A 21,379-nucleotide genomic window follows, 5' to 3' on the forward strand; every position below is an offset into this window, starting at 1 on the left:
GTCGTCGGTCAGTTGGGGTGGGTCGGGGCGCGCGTCAGGTCCACCGCGGGCAGGGACGGCAGATTCCGGATGACGGCGGTCTCGGAGCGCAGCAGGGTCAGTTCCTCGCGCAGCCGGGTCGCGGTGTCGGGGGCCTGGAGCAGCCTCTGCTTGCACGGGATGTCCAGCACGGCCGCCGCCGCGACCAGGTAGGAGACGACGGACGGCTCGTCGGGCAGCTCCGCGCCCGTCGTCAGGGAGCGCTCGCTCGCTCCGGCGAGCTGTTTCTGGTAGTCGCGGAAGGCGCGCAGGACGCCCTGGGCGAGTGTGCCGGCCTCGTCACCCGGTTCCTCCTCCAGCTCTTCGAGTTCGGCCGTCAGAAAGGGGCCGCCGGCATCGACGGAGAGCAGCTTGACCCGGGTGGTGCCGGTCACCAGGACCTCGAAGCTGCCGTCCGGCCGTTCCCGGATCTTGGCCGCGTCGGCGACGCAGCCGACCCGGTGGAAGGACTGGATCGGGTCGGGTCCGAAACCGTCCGCGGGCCCGCGGTCGGCGGGCGTACGCGTCGCCTCCGGCATGCCGGGGGCCGTCGGGGCGACCTCGCGGCCGTCCCGGATCGCGACCACGGCGAAGCGACGGGGTTCGTCGGCGTCGGTCTTCAGCAACGCGCGCATCATGGCGCGATAACGCTCCTCGAAGACGTTCAGCGGCAGCACGAGGCCGGGGAACAGCACCGCGTTCAGCGGGAACAGGGGCAGGCGAGCGGTGGTCACAACGCTCAAGCGTAATGGCCGCGGCCGCGGCCCCGGCCTGCCCCGTCCTACAAGGTCCTCGCCCAGGCCGTCCGGAGCCGGGCGGCCTCACGCGCATCGAGGAACCGGGCGAGCGGATCGCCGGAGACCGAGGACCACGGGAACGACGTCGCACGGGGGCCGATCCGCCGGAACTGTTCCAGTGCCTCGGCCCAGCGGCCCCGGGCCATCAGCACGAACGCAAGGAGGTTGCGGACCTCGGCGGGCCAGGGGTCGCCGGGGCCGAACGACGCGGACAGGACGATCGCCAGGTCCGCCGCGGCGTCGATCCGTTCCTCGTGCACCGAGGTGGTCCGGGCGTCCGGTCCCTCGGCCAGCAGCGCATAGGCGGCCCGCAGCGGCAACGCCTGCACCAGCGAGCCGGGCAGCGAGTCCTCGGCGGCCCGCTCGGCGAAGTCGAAGCACTCGCGGTGCGAGCCGTACCAGGCGGCGGAGAGGTACCGCAGTGCCGCGACATGGCAGCCGTAGTGGTGCGAGGAGCGCCGGATCGCCTGCTCCCACAGCTCCTCGAACAGGGTGTGCGTCGCATGGGTGCCGCGCGCATGGTCGAGGGCGAGCCGCCAGGGCACCGGGTCGAGGGGATCGCCCTCGGCGGCTGCGGTGATCAGCGGCGCCACCTCGCGCAGCTGCTCGGCGCGGGCGGGCGACTCCCAGGCCCGGCGCACGGCCAGCTCGGCCTTGACGAGCAGCGCGTCCGGGTCGTGCGGCGCGGCGGCGAGCCAGTCGGTCAGCCAGCCGTCGCGGCTGCGGGCGAACGTGACGAGCCGGCCGAGGTAGCGGTCCCGGTTCTCCCACTCGGCACCGTCCCGGGTGGTGGCGAGGAGTTTCGCGGCCGGTTCGTACTCCCCGAGGGCGGCGGCGACGAGCGCCGGGGAGAGCCGCTCGTCGGGGGCATCGAGCAGCACCGTGTCGTCCGCGGGCAGTCCGGCGGCCCCCTGCGGGGAGCGCCGGACCGTGCGCGCGGTACGGAGCAGAGCACGAAGGAATGACATGGTGCAGACCATTAAAAGCGCTGGTCGGGACGGTGCCAGGGGGACACTGTGAAGCTTTGGTGCGGGCGGAAGGGTTGTACCGGCCAGAGTCAACAGACGGTAAAGGAACGCGGGGAATCTGGCTGATTCTCATGGCTTCGGCCCTCGGAGCCCGACCATGCGACCGTCGCTCGCCCGGCCGTTCGACGACGGCTTCGGCAACCGTGCCGGCTGCCTCGTGCAAGGGATCAGGCCGGTCGGGCGTCCGACCGGCCGCGGTCAGCCCCGGCGCAGCAGCCGCGAGGCGCCCGCCGCGACCGTCGTGGCCAGTATCCAACCCAGCAGGATGAGGGCGGCCGCCAGCCACTGCCGGCCGCCGTCCATCCGCCAATAACCGTCCTGGCCGAGATTGATCACCGGTACCAGCAGGTCGAGGGCGTACAGCGCCGGATTCCACTGCGGATGCTCTTCCCCTTTGATCGCCTCCGGGACGTGCCGGGCGAAGACCAGCGTGGCCGCCGCCCACAGCACCGCCATCCACACCGCGGCCCGCCCGGGCCGGTAGCCGTACGCCACCGTCCAGTCCTGGAGGAAACCCCAGAGCTTCGCGGCCGGCGGCAGCGTCTCGCGCCGCCGCCGCTGCTTGGCCAGCAGTACCTCGCGGGCGTCCGCGTCCTCCCCGCAGTTGCGCAGCACCGTGGCGAGGCGTTCGTACGGCTCCGGTACGTACTCCGGGGTCGCCGCCGCCACCCACTCCAGACGCCGGGAGAGCGGGAAGTGGCCGTACGGGACGAGGTTCTCGTACACGAAACCGCCCATCGCCAGACCGCCGGGCCCCGGCCAGCTGCTCGACACGTCGATCAGCGTGACGACCCGCGCGCCGTTCAGCACGACCCGGCCCTCCTCCGGCCGCTCCGCGTTGAACCGCAGTTCCGGGGTGACGATCCGGCGCAGTGACAGCTCCTCGTGCCGGGCCATGACGAACCGCGCGCTGTGCAGATCGACCGCGTCGCCGAACCGCCCGTCGTCCAGCCGCACCCCGCCGCGGCACTCGAAGACCTGCGACCGGTTGCCGCGCGCCGGGGTCGCGGCCATGACGATGCCGTACGGGGGAGTGGTGCCCTGGTTCCCGGTGTCGATGCTCACCCAGGCCTCGCTCATGTACAGCGTCCGCTCCACGGTCAGCTGGGGGGCGTTCAGCGCGCGCCGCCCCTCCCGGCCCCGCAGCCGGCTGCCGCGCAGACTCAGCGAGCCGCCGACCTTCGCCCCGCGCAGACTCAGCTCGCCGCGCGCCTCGACCATCTCGGCCTGGAGGTCCTGGGCGACCGTGAGCCCGTCGCCGGCCAGGGCGCGCCCGTTCCGGTCGGGGCCGATCTCGATCTGGTTGATCAGCAGATCGGTGCCGATCCGCGCGTCGCTGAGCCGGATCCCGTGCTCGACACGGCAGCGCGGCAGGTGCAGGTCGCCCTCCGTGTGCAGCCGGACCGCCTCCAGCCGCGGCATCGCACAGCCGACCATCCGCAACGTGGTGAAGTGGCACTCGGGCAGCACCACCTCGCCGTCGAACCGGCAGCCGGTCAGCTCGACGTACGGCGCGACGCGCCCGCCCGCGAGATCGAGCACCCCGGTGATCCGTACGCCCCGGAGCTTCAGCGCGGCGACCCGGCCGGGCCGCGGCTGCGGCCCGGACAGCAGCAGCCGGGCCACGGCGCGCCCGTCCACACTGCGTTCCGGTCCCCAGACGAGCGGCGCGAACGGATCGTCCCGTTCCGGATCGCGGGTCCGCAGGTCATAGGTGGTGCCGTTCCTGAAGGCCTGCCACATGCCCAGCTCGGCCGCACTGAGACCGTCCGGGAAATCGCTGTCGTGCGGTTCGGTCACGGCTGCCCCTTTCCGCTCGGAGCTGTTCTTCCCTCTGAGTGACGGCTCGAACGCCATGGGTCAGCAGAGACCCCCGAGGGATGTATCAGCCAGTGATACGGGCGACGGCCGCGGTGGACGGTCTGCGAGAATTGCGGTGTGATCTCTCGAATCGATCTGCGCGGCGACACCCTCCCCGAGGGCGGAGCCCTGCGCGACCTGCTGCCCCGTGCCGAGTTCGACGTGGAAGCCGCCCTGGAGACGGTGCGGCCCATCTGCGAGGACGTACGCCATCGTGGCTCGGCGGCAGTGATCGAATGGGGGGAGAAGTTCGACGGCGTACGGATCGAGTCGACCCGTGTCCCGGCCGCCGCGATCGCCGAGGCGCTGGAGCAGCTCGCCCCCGGCGTACGGGCCGCCCTGGAGGAGTCGATCCGCCGCGCCCGCCTCGTCCACCGCGAGCAGCGCCGCACCACGCACACCACCCAGGTCGTCCCCGGCGGAACCGTCACCGAGAAGTGGGTGCCGGTCGAGCGCGTCGGGCTGTACGTGCCGGGCGGGCGCTCCGTCTACCCGTCGTCGGTCGTCATGAACGTCGTACCGGCCCAGGAGGCGGGCGTCGAGGGCGTCGCCGTCGCGTCCCCGCCGCAGAAGGACTTCGGCGGCCTGCCGCACCCCACCATCCTCGCCGCCTGCGCCCTGCTCGGCGTCGACGAGGTGTACGCGGCGGGCGGCGCCCAGGCCATCGCGATGTTCGCCTACGGGACGGACGAATGCCGTCCGGTGAACCTCGTCACCGGCCCCGGCAACATCTACGTCGCCGCCGCCAAGCGCCTGCTCAAGGGCCGGATCGGCATCGACGCCGAGGCGGGCCCCACCGAGATCGCGATCCTCGCCGACTCCACCGCCGACCCGGTGCACGTCGCCGCCGACCTGATCAGCCAGGCCGAGCACGACCCGATGGCCGCCGCGGTCCTCGTCACCGACTCCGAGGAACTGGCCGCCGCCACCGAGGCCGAGCTGAAGCCGCAGGTCGCGGCCACCAAGCACGTCACCGACCGGATCCGGCCCGCGCTGGCCGGCCGCCAGTCCGCGATCGTCCTGGTCAACGACCTGGAGGACGGCCTCGCGGTCGTCGACGCGTACGCCGCCGAGCACCTGGAGATCCAGACCGCGGACGCCGCCGCGGTCGCCGACCGGGTCCGCAACGCCGGGGCGGTCTTCGTGGGGCCGTGGTCCCCGGTCTCCCTCGGCGACTACTGCGCGGGATCCAACCACGTCCTGCCGACCGGCGGCTGCGCCTGCCACTCCTCGGGCCTGTCCGTGCAGTCCTTCCTGCGCGGCATCCACATCGTCGACTACACGCGCGACGCGCTCGCCGAGGTCACCCACCATGTCGTGACCCTCGCCGAGGCGGAGGACCTCCCCGCCCATGGCGCCGCGCTCAAGGCCAGGTTCGGCTGGAAGGTTCCGCAGCAGTGACGAACAGCACCACCCCGCAGACGACACGCATCGACGATCTCCCGATCCGCGACGAACTGCGCGGCAAGACCCCGTACGGGGCGCCGCAGCTCGACGTGCCCGTGCGGCTGAACACCAACGAGAACCCCTACCCGCTGCCCGACGCGCTCGTCGACCGGATCGCCGAGCGTGTCCGCGAGGCCGCCCGCAACCTCAACCGCTACCCCGACCGGGAGGCCGTCGAGCTCCGCACGGAGCTGGCCCGCTACCTCAGCCGCACCGCCGGGCACGAGGTCACCCTCGCCAACGTCTGGGCGGCCAACGGCTCCAACGAGGTGCTCCAGCAGCTGATGCAGACCTTCGGCGGTCCGGGGCGCACGGCGATCGGCTTCGAGCCCTCGTACTCCATGCACTCCCTCATCGCCCGCTCCACCGGCACCGGCTGGATCTCCGGACCGCGCAACGAGGACTTCACCATCGACGTCGAGGCCGCCTGCAGGGCCATCGCCGAGCAGCGGCCCGATGTCGTCTTCATCACCTCGCCCAACAACCCCACCGGCACCGCCGTCGACGCCGGGACCGTCCTCGCCCTCTACGACGCGGCCCAGGCGGCCAAGCCGTCGATGGTCGTCGTCGACGAGGCGTACGGCGAGTTCAGCCACCACCCCTCGCTGCTCCCGCTGATCGAGGGCCGGCCGAACATGGTGCTCTCGCGCACCATGTCGAAGGCGTTCGGCGCGGCCGGACTGCGCCTGGGCTACCTCGCCGCCGACCCGGCCGTCGTCGACGCGGTCCAGCTGGTGCGCCTGCCGTACCACCTCTCCTCCATCACCCAGGCCACCGCGCTCGCCGCTCTGGAGCACACCGATACGCTGCTCGGATACGTCGCCCAGCTCAAGAGCGAGCGCGACCGGATCGTCACGGAGCTGCGCGCCCTCGGCTACGACGTCACCGAATCGGACGCCAACTTCGTCCAGTTCGGCCGCTTCGCCGACAGCCACACGGCCTGGCAGCGGATCCTCGACCGGGGCGTCCTGGTCCGGGACAACGGGGTACCGGGATGGCTGCGGGTCTCCGCGGGCACCCCGGCAGAGAACGACGCGTTCCTCGATGCGGTACGCGAACTGAAGAAGGAGCACGACGCATGACTCGCGCGGCCCGCGTAGGAAGAGTCGAACGCACCACCAAGGAGACCTCGGTCCTCGTCGAGATCAACCTCGACGGCTCCGGCAAGGTCGATGTGTCGACCGGGGTCGGCTTCTACGACCACATGCTCGACCAGCTCGGCCGACACGGGCTCTTCGACCTCACCGTCAAGACCGACGGCGACCTGCACATCGACTCGCACCACACCATCGAGGACACCGCCCTCGCCCTGGGCGCCGCCTTCAAGCAGGCCCTCGGCGACAAGGTCGGCATCTACCGCTTCGGCAACTGCACCGTCCCGCTGGACGAGTCGCTCGCCCAGGTCACCGTCGACCTCTCCGGCCGCCCGTACCTGGTGCACACCGAGCCCGAGAACATGGCGCCCATGATCGGCGAGTACGACACCACGATGACCCGGCACATCCTGGAGTCCTTCGTCGCCCAGGCGCAGATCGCGCTGCACGTCCACGTGCCGTACGGGCGCAACGCCCACCACATCGTCGAGTGCCAGTTCAAGGCGCTCGCCCGCGCGCTGCGCTACGCCAGCGAGCACGACCCGCGCGCTGCCGGAATTCTTCCTTCCACGAAGGGCGCGCTGTGACCGGTCTCAGCTCCATCCTGATAGTCGTCGGTCTCTTCCTGGCCGGCGGCGTGTACTCCTTCTGGAAGCAGAAGATGTCCGGGAGCTTCATCGTGCTGCTCGGGCTCGCATCCGTGATGTGCCTGGTCGCAGGCGTCATGCGGATCCAGGGACTCTGGGACTGAGGTACGACTTGTGAGCGATACGCAGAGCACCGAGAGCACTGGAACGAAGAGCGCCGGGAAGAAGGTCGTGGTCTTCGACTACGGCTTCGGCAACGTCCGGTCCGCCGAGCGGGCCCTCGCCCGGGTCGGCGCGGACGTCGAGATCACCCGCGACTACGAGAAGGCGATGAACGCCGACGGGCTGCTGGTGCCCGGCGTCGGCGCGTTCTCCGCCTGCATGGAAGGGCTGAAGAAGGCCCGCGGCGAATGGATCATCGGCCGCAGGCTCGCCGGCGGCCGCCCCGTCATGGGCATCTGCGTCGGGATGCAGATCCTCTTCGCGCGCGGCATCGAGCACGGTGTGGAGACGGAGGGGCTGGACGAATGGCCCGGGGACGTCACCCCGCTGAAGGCCCCGGTCGTCCCGCACATGGGCTGGAACACCGTGCGGTCCCCCGAGGACTCCCGGCTCTTCGCGGGCGTCGACCCCGAGGCCCGGTTCTACTTCGTGCACTCCTACGCCGCGCACGACTGGAGCCTGGAGGTCACCAACGCCAGGATCCGCCCGCCCCGGGTCACCTGGGCCACCCACGGCGAGCCGTTCGTCGCCGCCGTGGAGAACGGCGCCCTGTGGGCCACCCAGTTCCACCCCGAGAAGTCCGGCGATGCCGGCGCCCAGCTGCTGACCAACTGGATTGAGACGCTGTAATGCCGAAGCTTGAACTCCTCCCCGCCGTCGACGTCCGTGACGGCCAGGCCGTCCGCCTCGTCCACGGCGAGTCCGGTTCCGAGACCTCCTACGGCGACCCCCTGCAGGCCGCCCTCGCCTGGCAGCAGGCGGGTGCCGAGTGGCTGCACCTCGTCGACCTGGACGCCGCCTTCGGCACCGGCGACAACCGGGCGCAGATCGCCGAGGTCGCCCGCTCCATGGACATCAAGGTCGAGCTCTCCGGCGGCATCCGCGACGACGCCTCGCTCGCCGCCGCCCTCGCCACCGGCTGCACCCGGGTCAACCTCGGCACCGCCGCGCTGGAGACCCCGGAATGGGTCGCCAAGGTGATCGCCGAGCACGGTGACAAGATCGCCGTCGGCCTCGACGTCCGCGGCACGACGCTGCGCGGCCGCGGCTGGACCCGCGACGGCGGCGACCTCTACGAGACGCTCGCCCGCCTCGACTCCGAGGGCTGCACCCGTTACGTCGTCACCGACATCGCCAAGGACGGCACGCTCCAGGGCCCCAACCTGGAGCTCCTGAAGAACGTCTGCGCCGCCACCGACAAGCCCGTCGTCGCCTCCGGCGGCGTCTCCTCGCTGGACGACCTGCGGGCCATCTCCTCGCTCGTCCCGGACGGCGTCGAGGGCGCGATCGTCGGCAAGGCGCTGTACGCCAAGGCGTTCACCCTCGAAGAGGCGTTGCAGGTGGTCTCCGGATGACCGACTCCGTCAACCGCATCTCCTCCGGCGCCCCCTGGGAAGAGAAGTTCGGTTACTCCCGCGCCGTCGAGCTGCCGAACGGCCTCGTCCTGGTCGCCGGCTGCACGTCGGTGGAGAACGGCCAGATCTCCGCGGGTGGCCCGTACGAGCAGACCGTCACCTCCTTCAAGGTCGCCCTCGACGCCCTGAAGCAGCTCGGCCTGGGCCGCGAGGACGTCGTCCGCACCCGGATGTACGTCACGCACGCCCGGGACGTGGCGGAGGTCGGCCGCGCCCACAAGGAGCTCTTCGACGACGTACGCCCCGCCGCGTCGATGGTCATCGTGTCCGGTCTCGTGGACCCGAGCCTGGTCGTCGAGGTCGAGGTCGAGGCCTACCGGGCAGGTGCGCGATGACTCTCGCGGTACGCGTCATCCCGTGCCTGGACGTCGACAACGGCCGGGTCGTCAAGGGCGTCAACTTTCAGAACCTGCGCGACGCGGGCGACCCCGTCGAGATGGCGAAGCTGTACGACGCCGAGGGCGCCGACGAGCTGACCTTCCTGGACATCACCGCGTCCAGCGGCGACCGGGAGACCACCTACGACGTGGTGCGCCGCACCGCCGAGCAGGTCTTCATCCCGCTCACGGTCGGCGGCGGCGTCCGCACCGCCGGGGACGTCGACAAGCTGCTGCGGGCCGGCGCGGACAAGGTCGGCGTCAACACCGCGGCCATCGCCCGCCCGGACCTTATCCGGGAGATCGCCGAGCGTTTCGGCCGCCAGGTCCTGGTGCTCTCGGTGGACGCCCGTCGCACCCCCGAGGGCACCTTCGAGGTCACCACGCACGGCGGTCGCCGGGGCACCGGCATCGACGCCGTGGAGTGGGCGCACCGGGCCGCCGAACTGGGCGCGGGCGAGATCCTGCTCAACTCGATGGACGCGGACGGCACCAAGGACGGCTACGACACCGAGATGATCGCGGCCGTCCGGGAGCATGTGACCGTCCCCGTGATCGCCTCCGGCGGCGCGGGCCGGCTTGCGGACTTCGCGCCGGCCATCGCGGCGGGCGCCGACGCCGTCCTCGCCGCGTCCGTCTTCCACTTCGGTGACCTGCGGATCTCCGAGGTCAAGGGCGCACTCAGGGAGGCCGGACACCCGGTTCGCTGACCGCGGCACCCCGTCGATCGCCGGACGAGCCATGGTGGCTCGTCCGGCGATCTGCGTTCTGCCGGGCATTCCGGCACCGGCCACGGCGGCAGAGCGGTATCCAAGATTCCACAAAATTTATTGCGCAATAAAGATTGCGCAAGGTTTCTTTTCTATCTATGGTGAGGGCATGGCAAGCAAGGAATCGCGCCGCATCTCGGACCTGGAGACCCTGAAGGCGTTCGGGCACCCCCTGCGGATGAAGCTGTACCGCGCGCTCTACATCTCCCGCACGGCCACCGCCTCCCAGCTCGCCGAGCAGGTCGACGAGGCGGTCTCGCTGGTCAGCTACCACCTGCGCAAGCTCGCCGAGCACGGCCTGATCGAGGAGGCCGAGCAGCAGGGCAGGGACGGCCGCGAGCGCTGGTGGCAGCCCGCCTCGAAGGGGCTGAACCTCCACGACGAGGACTTCAGGGACGCGCCGGAGAAGGCTGCCACGCACGCTGCCGTCGCCCGGCTCTCCTTCGACCAGCACATCGAGCTGTACCGCCGCTATCTCGACTCACGCCAGAGCTGGCCGTCGGAGTGGCGCGACGCCGCCAACAGTTCCGAGTACCTGGCCCGGCTCACCGCCGACGAACTCGCCGCACTCAGCCGCGAGATGGACGAGCTGATCAAGCGGTACGAGGACGCCGGCCGGGCCCGCGACGAGGCCGGAGACACCGAAGGGCGCGAGAACGTCGCCCTGCACCTGTACGGATTCCCGTTCCGCACCTGACCAGCCACCCCGGGGGACGACCGCATGACCGTCACTGTCACGAAAGCGCCCGAACGCCCCGCCCACCGGGACGGCAACGTCCTGCGCTGGCTCGGCGCCTACACCGCATCGATGATCGGCGACAGCGTCTACTACCTGGCACTTTCCTGGGTTGCCGCCCGCAGCGGCAGTGCCGCCCAGGCCGGACTCGTCCTCGCCGCCGGCTCCATACCCCGGGCCCTGCTCATGCTCGGCGGGGGAGTGCTCGCCGACCGGCTCGGCCCGCGCCGCGTCGTCATCGGCAGCGACGCCGTCCGCTGCCTGGTCGTACTGGGACTGGCCGGGGCACTGCTGCTCACCTCGCCCGCCGTGTGGATGCTGGTCGCCGTCGCGCTGGTCTTCGGCGTGGTCGACGCCCTCTTCCTGCCCGCCGTCGGCGCCCTGCCGCCCCGGATCACCGCCGCCGGACAGCTGGCCCGCGTTCAGGGACTGCGCGGACTCGCCTCGCGCGCCGCGAACGTCGTCGGGGCCCCGCTCGGTGGCCTCGCGGTGGCCTTCGGCGGTCCGCGGCTCGGGTTCGCCGCGGCCGGGGTGCTCTTCGCCGTCTCGCTGCCGCTGCTGCTGGCCCTGCGGATCAGGCCGCTGCCCGCCGAGGAAGCCAACGGACCGTCCGGCACCGCCTGGCACGACCTGAGAGACGGACTGCGTTACATCCGCCGCCACCCGGTGCTCGGACCGCTGATGCTCACCGTGGCCCTCAGCGAACTGGGCTTCACCGGGCCGTTCAACCTCGGCCTGGTCCTGCTCGCCGGACAGCGCGGCTGGGGCGCGTCCGGCATGGGCTGGATCGTCGCCGCGTTCGGGATCGGCGCCGGTGCGTCGGCCCTGCTGCTCGCCGTACGCGGCCGGGTGCCCCGGGCCGGTCTCGTGATGTGCCTGACGGTACTGGTCGGCGCACTCGCCACGGCCGTCCTGGCCTTTGCCCCCTCGGTGGCCCTCGCGGCCGCCGTCGCCGTCTGCATCGGGCTCTTCGCCGGGCTCGGCGGCGCCCTGTGCGGCGCGCTCACGCAGACCGTCACCGACCCCGCCTATCTCGGCCGGGTCACCTCGGTCTCGACGCTCTTCACCCACGCGGTCGCCCCGCTCAGCTACCCGGTCACGGGAGCCGCCATAGCCACCTGGGGGACGGGTCCGGTCTTCGTCACCAGCGCGGCCGTGGCCGCGTCCGGGGCGGTGACCGGTCTGGCCCTCACCCGACTGCGCCGCGCGGAACTCCCGCGCTGACCGGACCCGTACGCCCTACATCCCCAGCTCCGCCGTGTGCAGCCGGGCCACCGCCTCCTTGTCGCCCGCCAGATCCACCGTCGCCGCGTCCTGCCGGCCGAACACGAAGAGCAGCAGCTCGCCCGGCTCGCCGGTGACCGTGACCACCGGGGCGCCCTTGTGCGCCACCACCGTCTGACCGTCCGGGCGGCGCAGCACCAGCCCCACCGGGGACTTGCGCCCCAGCAGCCGGGCCGTCCGCTCCGCGCGCGACCACAGCACATCGGCGAAGACCGGGTCCAGCTCCCGCCGCGACCAGTCCGGCTGGGCCCGGCGCACATCCTCCGTATGGATGTAGAACTCGACGGTGTTGGCGGCTTCGTCGATCTGCTTCAGACCGAACGGGGACATCCGCGGCGGCCCGGTACGGATCAGCTGGATCAGCTCCTCGTACGGCTTGGCCGTGTACTCCTCCTGCACCCGCTGGAGGCGGTTCTTCAGCGCCCCGAGGACCATTCCGCCCGCCGCGTCCGGCCGGCGCTCGCGGACCACCACATGGGCGGCCAGGTCCCGGGTCGTCCAGCCCTCGCACAGGGTCGGGGCTTCCGGTCCCGCCGCCTCCAACAGGTCGGCGAGAAGAAGGCGTTCACGCTTCGCATGGGTCGACATGGTCGCCAGCGTACGGCCGCTCCGCCCGGTCCGCCCACTGGACGCCGCGCGAGACCGCCCCCGCGGCCACGGCACAATGGGCGCATGACCAGCGCGCCCTCCTCCAGCACTCCACCGCCGTCCGGGAACCTCGACCCGGCCATCGCCGCCCGCCTCAAGCGCGGCGCCGACGGCCTCGTCCCGGCCATCGCCCAGCAGTACGACACCGGCGAGGTGCTGATGCTCGGCTGGATGGACGACGAGGCCCTGCACCGCACCCTCACCACCGGCCGCTGCACCTACTGGTCCCGCAGCCGCCAGGAGTACTGGGTCAAGGGCGACACCTCCGGCCACATCCAGCAGGTCAAGTCCGTCGCCCTCGACTGCGACGCCGACACCGTCCTGGTCAGGGTCGACCAGACGGGTGCCGCCTGCCACACCGGCGACCGCACCTGCTTCGACGCCGACGTCCTCCCGCTCGGGCAGTAGGGGCGGCTGCCATGGATCTCGAAACCTTCCGCAAGCTCGCGGTCGACCGACGCGTCATCCCCGTCAGCCGCAGGCTCCTCGCGGACGGCGACACCCCGGTCGGCCTCTACCGCAAGCTCGCGGGCGAACGCACCGGCACCTTCCTCCTCGAATCCGCGGAGAACGGCCGCACCTGGTCGCGCTACTCCTTCATCGGGGTGCGCAGCGCCGCCACCCTCACCGCACGCGACGGACAGGCCCACTGGCTGGGCACCCCGCCGGTCGGCGTCCCCGTCGACGGGGACCCGCTGCAGGCCCTGCGCGCCACGGTCGAGACCCTGCACACCCCCCACGACCTGGCCGTCGAGGACGGACTGCCCCCGTTCACCGGCGGCATGGTCGGCTACCTGGGCTACGACATCGTCCGCCGCCTGGAGAAGATCGGTGACAGCACCGAGGACGACCTGCGCCTGCCCGAGCTGACGATGCTGCTCACCTCGGACCTGGCCGTGCTCGACCACGGCGACGGCAGCGTCCTGCTCATCGCCAACGCCATCAACCACAACGACCTCGCGACCGGCGTCGACGAGGCGTACGCGGACGCCGTGGCCCGTCTCGACGCCATGGAACAGGACCTGTCGCGTCCCGTCGAGAACGCTCCCGCCACCCTTCCGCCGTCCGAACTCCCGCCGTACACCGCGCTGTGGGGCGGCCCGGCGTACCAGGACGCCGTCGAGGACGTGAAGGAACGCATCAGGGCCGGCGAGGCCTTCCAGGTCGTCCCCTCCCAGCGCTTCGAGACCCCGTGCACGGCGAGCGCGCTGGACGTCTACCGGGTGCTGCGCGCCACCAACCCCTCGCCGTACATGTACCTCTTCCGCTTCGACGGCTTCGACATCGCAGGGTCCAGCCCGGAGGCCCTGGTCAAGGTCGAGGGCGGACGCGCCATGGTCCACCCGATCGCCGGGACCCGGCATCGCGGCGCCACCCCCCAGGAGGACCAGGCGCTCGCCGAGGAACTCCTGGCCGACCCGAAGGAACGCGCCGAGCACCTGATGCTCGTCGACCTCGGCCGCAACGACCTGGGGCGGGTCTGCGAACCCGGCAGCGTCGAGGTCGTCGACTTCATGTCGATCGAGCGGTACTCGCACGTGATGCACATCGTCTCCACCGTCACCGGCCGCGTCGCCGAGGGCCGTACCGCCTTCGACGTCCTCACCGCGTGCTTCCCGGCGGGCACCCTCTCCGGCGCCCCCAAGCCCCGTGCGATGCAGATCATCGAGGAACTCGAACCGACCCGCCGCGGACTGTACGGAGGGTGCGTCGGCTATCTCGACTTCGCCGGGGACTCCGACACCGCCATCGCGATCCGTACCGCCCTGCTCCGCGACGGCACGGCATACGTCCAGGCGGGCGCGGGCGTCGTCGCGGACTCCGACCCGGTCGCCGAGGACACCGAATGCCGCAACAAGGCCGCCGCGGTGCTCCGCGCGGTGCATACGGCCAACCGCCTCCACGGGGCGTGAAGCGGTAAGGGATAGTGGTGTATGTGAGTGCTGTCCCCGTACCCCAGCCCCGTGACCGAGCCGCCACCGCGTCGGACCCCACGGGAAGCCGCCGCATCCTGGCCGCAGGCCTGCTCCTCGGGGCGGTGGGCGCCACCGTCGTCCTGCTCGCCTCCGGCCAGACCTGGGCCGAGGGCCGGGCGGCCGTCGGGGGCGGCTCGCTGCCCCTGACCGCCGACGGCCAGGACGTCACCGGTCTCCCGGCGGCCCTCGCCATCGTCGGCCTGGCCGCCCTCGTCGCCGTCTTCGCCGTCCGCGGCGGCGGGCGGCTCCTCGTCGCCGGGCTCCTCGCCCTCAGCGGCCTCGGCGCCGGACTGAGCGCCTGTTTCGGCGCCTCCGACAGCTCGGCGCTCGACGAGAAGGCCGCGCAGACCACCGGCGACGCCTCGGCGACCATCGACGCCCTCACCCACACCGCGTGGCCCTATGTCACCGCGGTCGGCGGCCTGCTGATCCTCCTCGCCGGGCTGCTCGCCCTGCGGTACGGCAAGCTCTGGCCCACGATGTCGGGGCGGTACGAACGGGACGGCACCCCCCGCCCCCGCAGGGCCGCCCGCGCCGCCCCGGACCCGGACCGGCCCGAGGACCTGTGGAAGGCCCTGGACCGCGGCGAGGACCCGACGCGCGAGGCCTGACCCCCCAAGCTCACGTCCTACCCGCGCGTACGGGACAATGGAGCAGAGCTTTCAGCACAGCGGCACCAGCTTTGCGTACAGCGATACCAACAGCGCATCACCAACAAGGAGCAACTCATGGCGGGCAGCAGCCACGGACACACCCCGGCCGCCTGGACCGGTGTCATCATCTCCTTCATCGGCTTCTGCGTCGCAGGCGTCTTCATGGTCGCGGCCAACCCGATCGGCTTCTGGGCCGGTATCGCCGTCATCCTCGTGGGCGGACTCGTCGGCTTCGCGATGAAGACCGCAGGTCTCGGCACGCCGAAGGAGTCCGAGGCGATGGCCCAGGCCCGGGACCGTGCCGCGCAGGCCCAGATCTCCTGACGCGCGCACCGCACGTACGCAGGAAAGGCGCAGCCCGTCCGGGCTGCGCCTTTCCGCGTCAGCGGGGACAATCAGCGGGTGGACGTAACGCCAACTCCAGCCGCCGCACCGTCGGCCCCCGGCCCCGTGCCCGCCCCCGGCCACCCGCCGGTGTCCGGACCCGTACCCATGACCGGCCGGCGGCCGTATCCCTCGGCCGTCTCCCCGGTGTCCGCCCCCGTCCCGCGCGCCCGACGGCTCGCCACCCCGGTGGGGGTCATGGCCCTCGTCGTAGGGGCGTTCGGTTACGTCGGTGCCGTCGACCCCAACCAGCCGGGCCACTACCCGGTCTGCCCGCTGCTCCGGATCACGGGACTGTACTGTCCGGGCTGCGGCGGACTGCGCAGCGCGCATGCCGTCGCCCACGGGGACATCGCCGCGGCCCTCGGCTCCAACGCGCTCGCCGTCGTCGGCTACGGCGTCCTCGCTGTGCTGTGGGTGGTCTGGATGTTCCGCGCCGCCCGGGGGAGGCCCATGAGCCTGGCCGTGAAACCGGCCGTCTGGTGGGGGATCGGCGCCGTACTGCTGATCTTCTCGGTCGTGCGGAACCTTCCGTTCGGATCGGCTCTGGCGCCCTGAACGACCAGGTGGTGGGACGTTCCCCGACCGGATTCGGGTCCTGCCGCCTCCTGCGGATAGCATTGACACGGTTGATCCTGTTCCTTCATCACCATCCCGGAAGGGGGCCGCTCGCGTGAGTGTGCTCGACGAGATCATCGACGGCGTACGCGCCGACCTCGCAGAGCGGCAGGCGCGTGTCAGCCTCGACGAGCTGAAGGAACGCGCCGCGCGCGCTCCGGCGGCCAAGGACGGGGTCGCCGCCCTGCGCCGCGAGGGCGTGACCGTGATCTGCGAGGTCAAGCGCTCCAGCCCCTCCAAGGGGGCGCTCGCGGCGATCGCCGACCCGGCCGGACTTGCCGCGGACTACGAGGCCGGCGGCGCGTCCGTCATCTCGGTCCTCACCGAGGAGCGCCGTTTCGGCGGCTCCCTCGCCGACCTGGAGGCCGTGCGCGCCAAGGTCGACATCCCGGTCCTGCGCAAGGACTTCATCGTCACCTCCTACCAGCTCTGGGAGGCCCGCGCCCACGGCGCCGACCTCGCCCTGCTGATCGTCGCCGCCCTCGACCAGGAGGCCCTGGTCTCCCTGATCGAGCGTGCCGAGTCCATCGGCCTGACGCCGCTGGTGGAGACGCACGACGAGGAGGAGGTGGAACGCGCCGTGGCCGCCGGGGCCAGGATCATCGGCGTGAACGCACGCAACCTGAAGGACCTCAAGGTCGACCGCGGCACCTTCGAACGGGTCGCCCCCGAGATCCCGAACCACATCGTCAAGGTCGCCGAGTCCGGCGTCCGCGGTCCGCACGACCTGATCGCCTACGCCAACGCGGGCGCCGACGCGGTGCTCGTGGGGGAGTCCCTGGTCACCGGCCGCGACCCGCGGGCCGCCGTCGCCGACCTCGTCGCCGCCGGGGCCCACCCGGCGCTCCGGCACGGACGGGGCTGACCGCAACCGTGTCCGCCGACCGCCCCGCGTCCCGTGTGCGGCCGGGCCCGAACCCCGCCGGGGTGACGGTCGGCCGGAATCCGCACGTGCCGTCGACGCGCGGTCGCCTCGCACTGGTCCGCCGCCACGACCACCCTCAACCGAGGCGCTGCGCGCCGCCCTTCTGGCACCGCGGCTGCCGCGCCCCCGCCCGGCGGGTGCACGGACGCAGGGTGCGGTATGTGATCGGCGACGAACCCGGTCAGGTCAACGGCATGCGATGGCGCACGGGGCCCGCGCTGTAGCGAGCCCCGGCCGGCGTACCGCGGCCCTTCTGTCGTACGCACGACCGCACCGCCCGATCCGTTCCCGGTCGCGGCGGCGCTCCGCTCACGGCGCAGACGGTGAAACCACCCGTTGCGATGTCGAGGAGCATGTCGGATGTCATCTGACTTCTTCATCCCGGACCCGGAGGGTCTGGTCCCCAGTGCCGAGGGGTACTTCGGTGCGTTCGGCGGCAAGTTCATCCCGGAGGCGCTCGTCGCCGCCGTGGACGAGGTCGCCGTCGAGTACGACAAGGCGAAGGCCGACCCGGCCTTCGCCGCCGAGCTCAACGAGCTCATGATCAACTACACCGGCCGTCCCAGCGCGCTGACCGAGGTCCCGCGCTTCGCCGAGCACGCGGGCGGGGCCAGGATCTTCCTCAAGCGCGAGGACCTGAACCACACCGGCTCCCACAAGATCAACAACGTGCTGGGCCAGGCGCTGCTCACCCGGCGCATGGGCAAGACCCGGGTCATCGCCGAGACCGGCGCCGGTCAGCACGGTGTCGCCACCGCGACCGCCTGCGCGCTCTTCGGTCTCGAGTGCACCATCTACATGGGCGAGATCGACACCCAGCGGCAGGCGCTGAACGTGGCGCGGATGCGGATGCTGGGTGCCGAGGTCGTCGCCGTGAAGTCCGGCTCCAGGACCCTGAAGGACGCCATCAACGAGGCGTTCCGCGACTGGGTCGCCAACGTGGACACCACGCACTACCTCTTCGGCACCGTCGCGGGACCGCACCCCTTCCCGGCCATGGTCCGCGACTTCCACCGCGTCATCGGCGTCGAGGCCCGCCGCCAGATCCTGGAGCGGACCGGCCGGCTGCCGGACGCCGCCATCGCCTGTGTCGGCGGCGGCTCCAACGCCATCGGTCTCTTCCACGCCTTCATCCCGGACGCCCATGTCCGGCTGATCGGTTGCGAGCCCGCCGGACACGGGGTGGAGACCGGCGAGCACGCGGCGACCCTGACCGCGGGCGAGCCCGGCATCCTGCACGGTTCGCGCAGTTACGTCCTCCAGGACGACGAGGGCCAGATCACCGAGCCGTACTCCATCTCGGCCGGTCTCGACTACCCGGGCATCGGCCCGGAGCACGCGTACCTCAAGGACATCGGCCGCGGCGAGTACCGGGCGGTCACCGACGCCGCCGCCATGGATTCGCTGCTCCTGCTCTCCCGTACCGAAGGGATCATTCCGGCCATCGAGAGCGCCCACGCGCTGGCCGGAGCCCTGGAGGTCGGCAAGGAGCTCGGCAAGGACGGACTGCTCGTGGTCAACCTGTCCGGCCGCGGCGACAAGGACATGGACACCGCAGCCCGGTACTTCGGGCTCTACGACGGGGCCGACGGGGTCGTCGAGGCCGATGTGGCCGACGGGGAAGAGGAGGTCACCAAGTGAGCGGCAATGTGGAGCTGTTGAGTTCTTCCCTCGCCCGGGCTAAGGCGGAGAACAGGGCCGCGCTCATCGCGTACCTCCCGGCCGGCTTCCCGACCGTCGACGGCGCGATCGCCGCCGTGAAGGCGGTCGTGGCGGGCGGCGCCGACGTCGTCGAGGTGGGACTCCCGCACAGCGACCCGGTGCTCGACGGCCCGGTCATCCAGACCGCCGACGACATCGCCCTGCGCGGCGGTGTGAAGATCGCCGACGTGATGCGCACGGTCCGCGAGGCGTACCAGGCGACCGGCGTCCCGATCCTGGTCATGACGTACTGGAACCCGATCGACCGGTACGGCGTCGAGCGCTTCACGGCCGAACTCGCCGAGGCGGGCGGCGCCGGGTGCATCCTGCCCGACCTGCCGGTCCAGGAGTCTGCGCTCTGGCGCGAGCACGCGGAGAAGCACGGTCTCGCGACCGTCTTCGTCGTCGCGCCGAGCAGCAAGGACGAGCGCCTCTCCACCATCACGGCGGCCGGTTCCGGTTTCGTCTACGCGGCCTCGCTGATGGGTGTCACCGGCACCCGCGAGTCCGTCGGCGAGCAGGCCCACGACCTGGTGACCCGTACCCGCGCCACCACCTCCCTCCCGGTCTGCGTCGGCCTCGGCGTCTCCAACGCCCGGCAGGCCGCCGAGGTCGCGGGCTTCGCCGACGGGGTGATCGTCGGCTCCGCCTTCGTCAAGGCCATGCTCGACGCCCCCGAGGAGGAGGCCGGTCTGAGCGCGGTCCGCTCCCTGGCGGGCGAACTCGCCGAAGGCGTTCGAAAGCGCTGAATCGGGTGTAATCCGAACGAGTGGACCTGGACCCGGGGAGGCACGCGCGTGCCTCCCCGGGTCGTTGCTGCGGATGTGAGCGAGAAGAACGAACAGGGAAAAAGGGCCGCGCGAGACCGGCTCGTCCGGCAGCGGGAGCACGAGAAGACACGCGAGCGCCGCAGACGCAGGCTGATCGTCGGCAGCGGGCTGGTGGGCGTGCTGGCGCTGGCCGCCGTGGTCGGCCTGATCGCGGCGAACAACGGCGGCAGCGGTGGGAAGGGCAAGGCCGCGGGCCCCGTCGTCGCGCCGTCCGGTGCGACGGGCAAGGACAGTCTGGCCATCCAGGTCGGCAAGGACAGCGCCCCGTCCACGCTCACCATCTGGGAGGACTTCCGCTGCCCGGTCTGCGCCCAGTTCGAGAACGCCTTCCGGGACACCATCCACGAGCTGGAGAGCACCGGACAGGCCAAGGTCGAGTACCGCCTCGCCACGATCATCGACGGCAATCTCGGCGGCAGCGGCTCGCTGCGGGCGGCGAACGCCGCGGCCTGCGCCCAGGGGGCCGGCACGTTCTCCGCGTACCACGACGTCCTCTACCGCAACCAGCCGGCCGAGTCCGACGACGCCTTCGGTGACAACGACAAGCTGATCGCACTCTCCAAGAAGGTCACCGGGCTCGACACCCCCGCTTTCCGCAGCTGCGTGGAGGACGGCAAGCACGACAGCTGGGTCCAGAAATCCAACAAGGCGTTCAGCGAGGGCGGATTCCAGGGCACGCCCACCGTGCTGCTCAACGGAGAGTCGGTCTTCCCGAAGAAGGGGAACGAACCGATCACCGCGGCGAACCTGAAGAAGTGGGTCGCCGAGGCCAACAAGGGCAAGAAGCCGGGCGGGGCGACCCCCGTGCCGTCGGGCTCCTGACCGGCTTCCGCCAGAGGGAGGAGATGGCGCGCCCGTTACCCAGACGTTGTCGGGTGGGTTGCCGAACGCCCCACCCGGCAGGGTAGCGTCGACCTTGCCATGGACCTTGCCTACATTCCCAGTCCGTCGACCGGCGTGATCGATCTCGGCCCGATCCCGCTGCGCGGCTACGCGTTCTGCATCATCATCGGTGTCTTCGTCGCCGTCTGGTTCGGCAACAAGCGCTGGATCGCACGGGGCGGCCGAGCCGGCACCGTTGCCGACATCGCCGTCTGGGCCGTGCCCTTCGGGCTCGTCGGCGGCCGGCTCTACCACGTCATCACCGACTACCAGCTGTACTTCAGCGACGGTGAGAACTGGGTCGACGCCTTCAAGATCTGGCAGGGCGGTCTCGGTATCTGGGGTGCGATCGCGCTCGGCGCGGTCGGTGCCTGGATCGGCTGCCGCCGCCGCGGGATCCCGCTGCCCGCCTGGGCCGACGCGCTCGCCCCCGGCATCGCCTTCGCCCAGGCGATCGGCCGTTGGGGCAACTGGTTCAACCAGGAGCTGTACGGCAGGGAGACCGATCTGCCGTGGGCCCTGAAGATCAGCGAGGGCACCAACCGGGTCGCCGGCACCTACCACCCGACGTTCCTGTACGAGTCGCTGTGGTGCATCGGGGTGGCCCTGCTGGTGATCTGGGCGGACCGGCGCTTCCGGCTCGGACACGGCCGGGCGTTCGCCCTGTACGTCGCCGCGTACTGCACGGGGCGCGGGTGGATCGAGTACATGCGGGTCGACGAGGCCCACCACATCCTCGGTCTGCGCCTGAACGTGTGGACCGCGCTGATCGTGTTCGTGCTGGCGGTGACGTACATCGTGATCTCCGCGAAGGTGCGGCCGGGGCGCGAGGAGATCGTGGAGCCGGGCGCGGTGGAAGCGGCCGACGGCCCGGACGCCCAGGACGCGAAGGGCGAGCAGGACGCGGAGGGCGCCCAGGACACGGAGGGTGCCCGGGGCGTCGAGGCCGGTGAGGCCGACGCGCCCGGCACGGACGTGGACGGTGACACCGTGCGTGCCGAGGACGACGCCGCGACCGGTGCGCCAGAGAAGAGCAGCACCGCCGAGGCGGCGAAGAACGGCTGAGCCGTACGCGGTCGTCCCTGGGAGCCCCGAGCCGGACGGTTCGGGGCTCCCAGGCTGTCCGCC

The 21,379-nt window shown here is 71.7% G+C and carries 25 protein-coding genes; 21 read left to right on the plus strand and 4 right to left on the minus strand.

The features are described 5' to 3' along the window. Positions 1 to 8: 8 nt before the first annotated feature. From AB0L71_RS00910 to AB0L71_RS00920, 3 genes are all read right to left on the minus strand, one after another. Entirely contained in the window at positions 9 to 752 is a 744-nt protein-coding gene (locus AB0L71_RS00910; protein WP_365236407.1) for an LON peptidase substrate-binding domain-containing protein, read from the minus strand. A 47-nt stretch (positions 753 to 799) separates the two neighbouring features. After that, a complete protein-coding gene (locus AB0L71_RS00915) occupies positions 800 to 1,795 on the minus strand; it encodes a hypothetical protein (RefSeq protein WP_365236409.1) in 996 nt (331 codons plus the stop codon). A gap of 246 nt (positions 1,796 to 2,041) precedes the next feature. Further along, positions 2,042 to 3,643, minus strand: a complete 1,602-nt coding sequence (locus AB0L71_RS00920; protein ID WP_365236411.1) for an oxidoreductase — start codon at positions 3,641 to 3,643, stop codon at positions 2,042 to 2,044. Positions 3,644 to 3,781: 138 nt separating this feature from the next. On the opposite strand from AB0L71_RS00920, the gene hisD reads away from it, so the two are divergent. From hisD to AB0L71_RS00970, 10 genes are all read left to right on the plus strand, one after another. Further along, entirely contained in the window at positions 3,782 to 5,104 is a 1,323-nt protein-coding gene (gene hisD / locus AB0L71_RS00925) for a histidinol dehydrogenase (RefSeq protein WP_365236413.1), read from the plus strand. After that, a complete protein-coding gene (locus AB0L71_RS00930) occupies positions 5,101 to 6,231 on the plus strand; it encodes a histidinol-phosphate transaminase (RefSeq protein WP_365236415.1) in 1,131 nt (376 codons plus the stop codon). The genes hisD and AB0L71_RS00930 overlap by 4 nt, the downstream gene beginning before the upstream one ends. Then, positions 6,228 to 6,830, plus strand: coding sequence for an imidazoleglycerol-phosphate dehydratase HisB (gene hisB / locus AB0L71_RS00935; RefSeq protein ID WP_365236417.1), 603 nt, complete (start codon positions 6,228 to 6,230; stop codon positions 6,828 to 6,830). The genes AB0L71_RS00930 and hisB overlap by 4 nt, the downstream gene beginning before the upstream one ends. Continuing rightward, positions 6,827 to 6,994 carry a hypothetical protein gene (locus AB0L71_RS00940; protein WP_365236419.1) on the plus strand — a complete coding sequence of 56 codons (168 nt, stop codon included), beginning with the start codon at positions 6,827 to 6,829 and terminating at the stop codon, positions 6,992 to 6,994. Before hisB ends, AB0L71_RS00940 begins: the two co-directional genes overlap by 4 nt. Before the next feature lie 10 nt (positions 6,995 to 7,004). Beyond that, positions 7,005 to 7,682: an imidazole glycerol phosphate synthase subunit HisH gene (gene hisH / locus AB0L71_RS00945; protein WP_365236421.1), complete on the plus strand. Its 678-nt coding sequence runs from the start codon at positions 7,005 to 7,007 to the stop codon at positions 7,680 to 7,682. Beyond that, a complete protein-coding gene (gene priA, locus AB0L71_RS00950) occupies positions 7,682 to 8,407 on the plus strand; it encodes a bifunctional 1-(5-phosphoribosyl)-5-((5-phosphoribosylamino)methylideneamino)imidazole-4-carboxamide isomerase/phosphoribosylanthranilate isomerase PriA (RefSeq protein ID WP_365236423.1) in 726 nt (241 codons plus the stop codon). Before hisH ends, priA begins: the two co-directional genes overlap by 1 nt. Then, complete coding sequence (locus AB0L71_RS00955) at positions 8,404 to 8,802, plus strand: RidA family protein (RefSeq protein ID WP_365236425.1); 399 nt, start codon at positions 8,404 to 8,406, stop codon at positions 8,800 to 8,802. Before priA ends, AB0L71_RS00955 begins: the two co-directional genes overlap by 4 nt. After that, positions 8,799 to 9,554 (plus strand): imidazole glycerol phosphate synthase subunit HisF, encoded by a 756-nt coding sequence (gene hisF / locus AB0L71_RS00960; RefSeq protein WP_365236427.1) that lies wholly within the window; start codon positions 8,799 to 8,801, stop codon positions 9,552 to 9,554. The genes AB0L71_RS00955 and hisF overlap by 4 nt, the downstream gene beginning before the upstream one ends. Before the next feature lie 169 nt (positions 9,555 to 9,723). Beyond that, entirely contained in the window at positions 9,724 to 10,311 is a 588-nt protein-coding gene (locus AB0L71_RS00965) for a helix-turn-helix domain-containing protein (RefSeq protein WP_365236429.1), read from the plus strand. A 24-nt stretch (positions 10,312 to 10,335) separates the two neighbouring features. Further along, positions 10,336 to 11,574 (plus strand): MFS transporter, encoded by a 1,239-nt coding sequence (locus AB0L71_RS00970; RefSeq protein ID WP_365236431.1) that lies wholly within the window; start codon positions 10,336 to 10,338, stop codon positions 11,572 to 11,574. Positions 11,575 to 11,589: 15 nt separating this feature from the next. Here AB0L71_RS00970 and AB0L71_RS00975 read toward each other — a convergent pair whose 3' ends face one another. After that, entirely contained in the window at positions 11,590 to 12,222 is a 633-nt protein-coding gene (locus AB0L71_RS00975) for a TIGR03085 family metal-binding protein (protein ID WP_365236433.1), read from the minus strand. Positions 12,223 to 12,306: 84 nt separating this feature from the next. Between AB0L71_RS00975 and hisI the strand changes: the two genes are divergently transcribed. From hisI to lgt, 11 genes are all read left to right on the plus strand, one after another. Next, on the plus strand, positions 12,307 to 12,690 hold the full coding sequence (gene hisI / locus AB0L71_RS00980) for a phosphoribosyl-AMP cyclohydrolase (protein WP_365236435.1): 384 nt from the start codon (positions 12,307 to 12,309) through the stop codon (positions 12,688 to 12,690). An 11-nt stretch (positions 12,691 to 12,701) separates the two neighbouring features. Then, positions 12,702 to 14,195: an anthranilate synthase component I gene (locus AB0L71_RS00985; protein WP_365236437.1), complete on the plus strand. Its 1,494-nt coding sequence runs from the start codon at positions 12,702 to 12,704 to the stop codon at positions 14,193 to 14,195. A 14-nt stretch (positions 14,196 to 14,209) separates the two neighbouring features. Next, complete coding sequence (locus AB0L71_RS00990; protein WP_365236439.1) at positions 14,210 to 14,869, plus strand: TIGR02234 family membrane protein; 660 nt, start codon at positions 14,210 to 14,212, stop codon at positions 14,867 to 14,869. Between the two features lie 117 nt (positions 14,870 to 14,986). After that, positions 14,987 to 15,235 (plus strand): HGxxPAAW family protein, encoded by a 249-nt coding sequence (locus tag AB0L71_RS00995; RefSeq protein ID WP_365236441.1) that lies wholly within the window; start codon positions 14,987 to 14,989, stop codon positions 15,233 to 15,235. A gap of 168 nt (positions 15,236 to 15,403) precedes the next feature. Further along, on the plus strand, positions 15,404 to 15,853 hold the full coding sequence (locus tag AB0L71_RS01000) for a DUF2752 domain-containing protein (protein WP_365236770.1): 450 nt from the start codon (positions 15,404 to 15,406) through the stop codon (positions 15,851 to 15,853). Between the two features lie 115 nt (positions 15,854 to 15,968). Then, on the plus strand, positions 15,969 to 16,778 hold the full coding sequence (gene trpC / locus AB0L71_RS01005) for an indole-3-glycerol phosphate synthase TrpC (protein WP_365236443.1): 810 nt from the start codon (positions 15,969 to 15,971) through the stop codon (positions 16,776 to 16,778). Between the two features lie 8 nt (positions 16,779 to 16,786). Continuing rightward, positions 16,787 to 17,062, plus strand: a complete 276-nt coding sequence (locus tag AB0L71_RS01010; protein ID WP_365236444.1) for a tryptophan synthase subunit(beta) — start codon at positions 16,787 to 16,789, stop codon at positions 17,060 to 17,062. A gap of 136 nt (positions 17,063 to 17,198) precedes the next feature. Next, positions 17,199 to 18,479 (plus strand): tryptophan synthase subunit beta, encoded by a 1,281-nt coding sequence (gene trpB, locus AB0L71_RS01015; protein ID WP_365236446.1) that lies wholly within the window; start codon positions 17,199 to 17,201, stop codon positions 18,477 to 18,479. Continuing rightward, positions 18,476 to 19,288, plus strand: a complete 813-nt coding sequence (gene trpA, locus AB0L71_RS01020) for a tryptophan synthase subunit alpha (protein ID WP_365236448.1) — start codon at positions 18,476 to 18,478, stop codon at positions 19,286 to 19,288. The genes trpB and trpA overlap by 4 nt, the downstream gene beginning before the upstream one ends. A 75-nt stretch (positions 19,289 to 19,363) precedes the next feature. Continuing rightward, positions 19,364 to 20,191: a thioredoxin domain-containing protein gene (locus AB0L71_RS01025; RefSeq protein WP_365236450.1), complete on the plus strand. Its 828-nt coding sequence runs from the start codon at positions 19,364 to 19,366 to the stop codon at positions 20,189 to 20,191. Positions 20,192 to 20,290: 99 nt separating this feature from the next. Next, positions 20,291 to 21,316: a prolipoprotein diacylglyceryl transferase gene (gene lgt / locus AB0L71_RS01030; protein ID WP_365236452.1), complete on the plus strand. Its 1,026-nt coding sequence runs from the start codon at positions 20,291 to 20,293 to the stop codon at positions 21,314 to 21,316. The last annotated feature ends 63 nt before the right edge of the window (positions 21,317 to 21,379 follow it).

The sequence above is a fragment of the Streptomyces sp. NPDC052052 genome, from assembly GCF_040680455.1.
Taxonomy (GTDB): domain Bacteria; phylum Actinomycetota; class Actinomycetes; order Streptomycetales; family Streptomycetaceae; genus Streptomyces.

What these genes read in the sequence shown, in the direction of transcription:
- AB0L71_RS00965 (WP_365236429.1), top strand. Translation starts at nt 9,724, where the DNA reads ATGGCAAGCAAGGAATCGCGCCGCATCTCGGACCTGGAGACCCTGAAG.
- priA (WP_365236423.1), top strand. Translation starts at nt 7,682, where the DNA reads ATGCCGAAGCTTGAACTCCTCCCCGCCGTCGACGTCCGTGACGGCCAG.
- hisB (WP_365236417.1), top strand. Translation starts at nt 6,228, where the DNA reads ATGACTCGCGCGGCCCGCGTAGGAAGAGTCGAACGCACCACCAAGGAG.
- AB0L71_RS01000 (WP_365236770.1), top strand. Translation starts at nt 15,404, where the DNA reads ATGACCGGCCGGCGGCCGTATCCCTCGGCCGTCTCCCCGGTGTCCGCC.
- lgt (WP_365236452.1), top strand. Translation starts at nt 20,291, where the DNA reads ATGGACCTTGCCTACATTCCCAGTCCGTCGACCGGCGTGATCGATCTC.
- hisI (WP_365236435.1), top strand. Translation starts at nt 12,307, where the DNA reads ATGACCAGCGCGCCCTCCTCCAGCACTCCACCGCCGTCCGGGAACCTC.
- AB0L71_RS00955 (WP_365236425.1), top strand. Translation starts at nt 8,404, where the DNA reads ATGACCGACTCCGTCAACCGCATCTCCTCCGGCGCCCCCTGGGAAGAG.
- AB0L71_RS00985 (WP_365236437.1), top strand. Translation starts at nt 12,702, where the DNA reads ATGGATCTCGAAACCTTCCGCAAGCTCGCGGTCGACCGACGCGTCATC.
- AB0L71_RS00915 (WP_365236409.1), bottom strand. Translation starts at nt 1,795, where the DNA reads ATGGTCTGCACCATGTCATTCCTTCGTGCTCTGCTCCGTACCGCGCGC.
- AB0L71_RS00975 (WP_365236433.1), bottom strand. Translation starts at nt 12,222, where the DNA reads ATGTCGACCCATGCGAAGCGTGAACGCCTTCTTCTCGCCGACCTGTTG.
- trpB (WP_365236446.1), top strand. Translation starts at nt 17,199, where the DNA reads ATGTCATCTGACTTCTTCATCCCGGACCCGGAGGGTCTGGTCCCCAGT.
- AB0L71_RS00970 (WP_365236431.1), top strand. Translation starts at nt 10,336, where the DNA reads ATGACCGTCACTGTCACGAAAGCGCCCGAACGCCCCGCCCACCGGGAC.
- hisF (WP_365236427.1), top strand. Translation starts at nt 8,799, where the DNA reads ATGACTCTCGCGGTACGCGTCATCCCGTGCCTGGACGTCGACAACGGC.
- AB0L71_RS00995 (WP_365236441.1), top strand. Translation starts at nt 14,987, where the DNA reads ATGGCGGGCAGCAGCCACGGACACACCCCGGCCGCCTGGACCGGTGTC.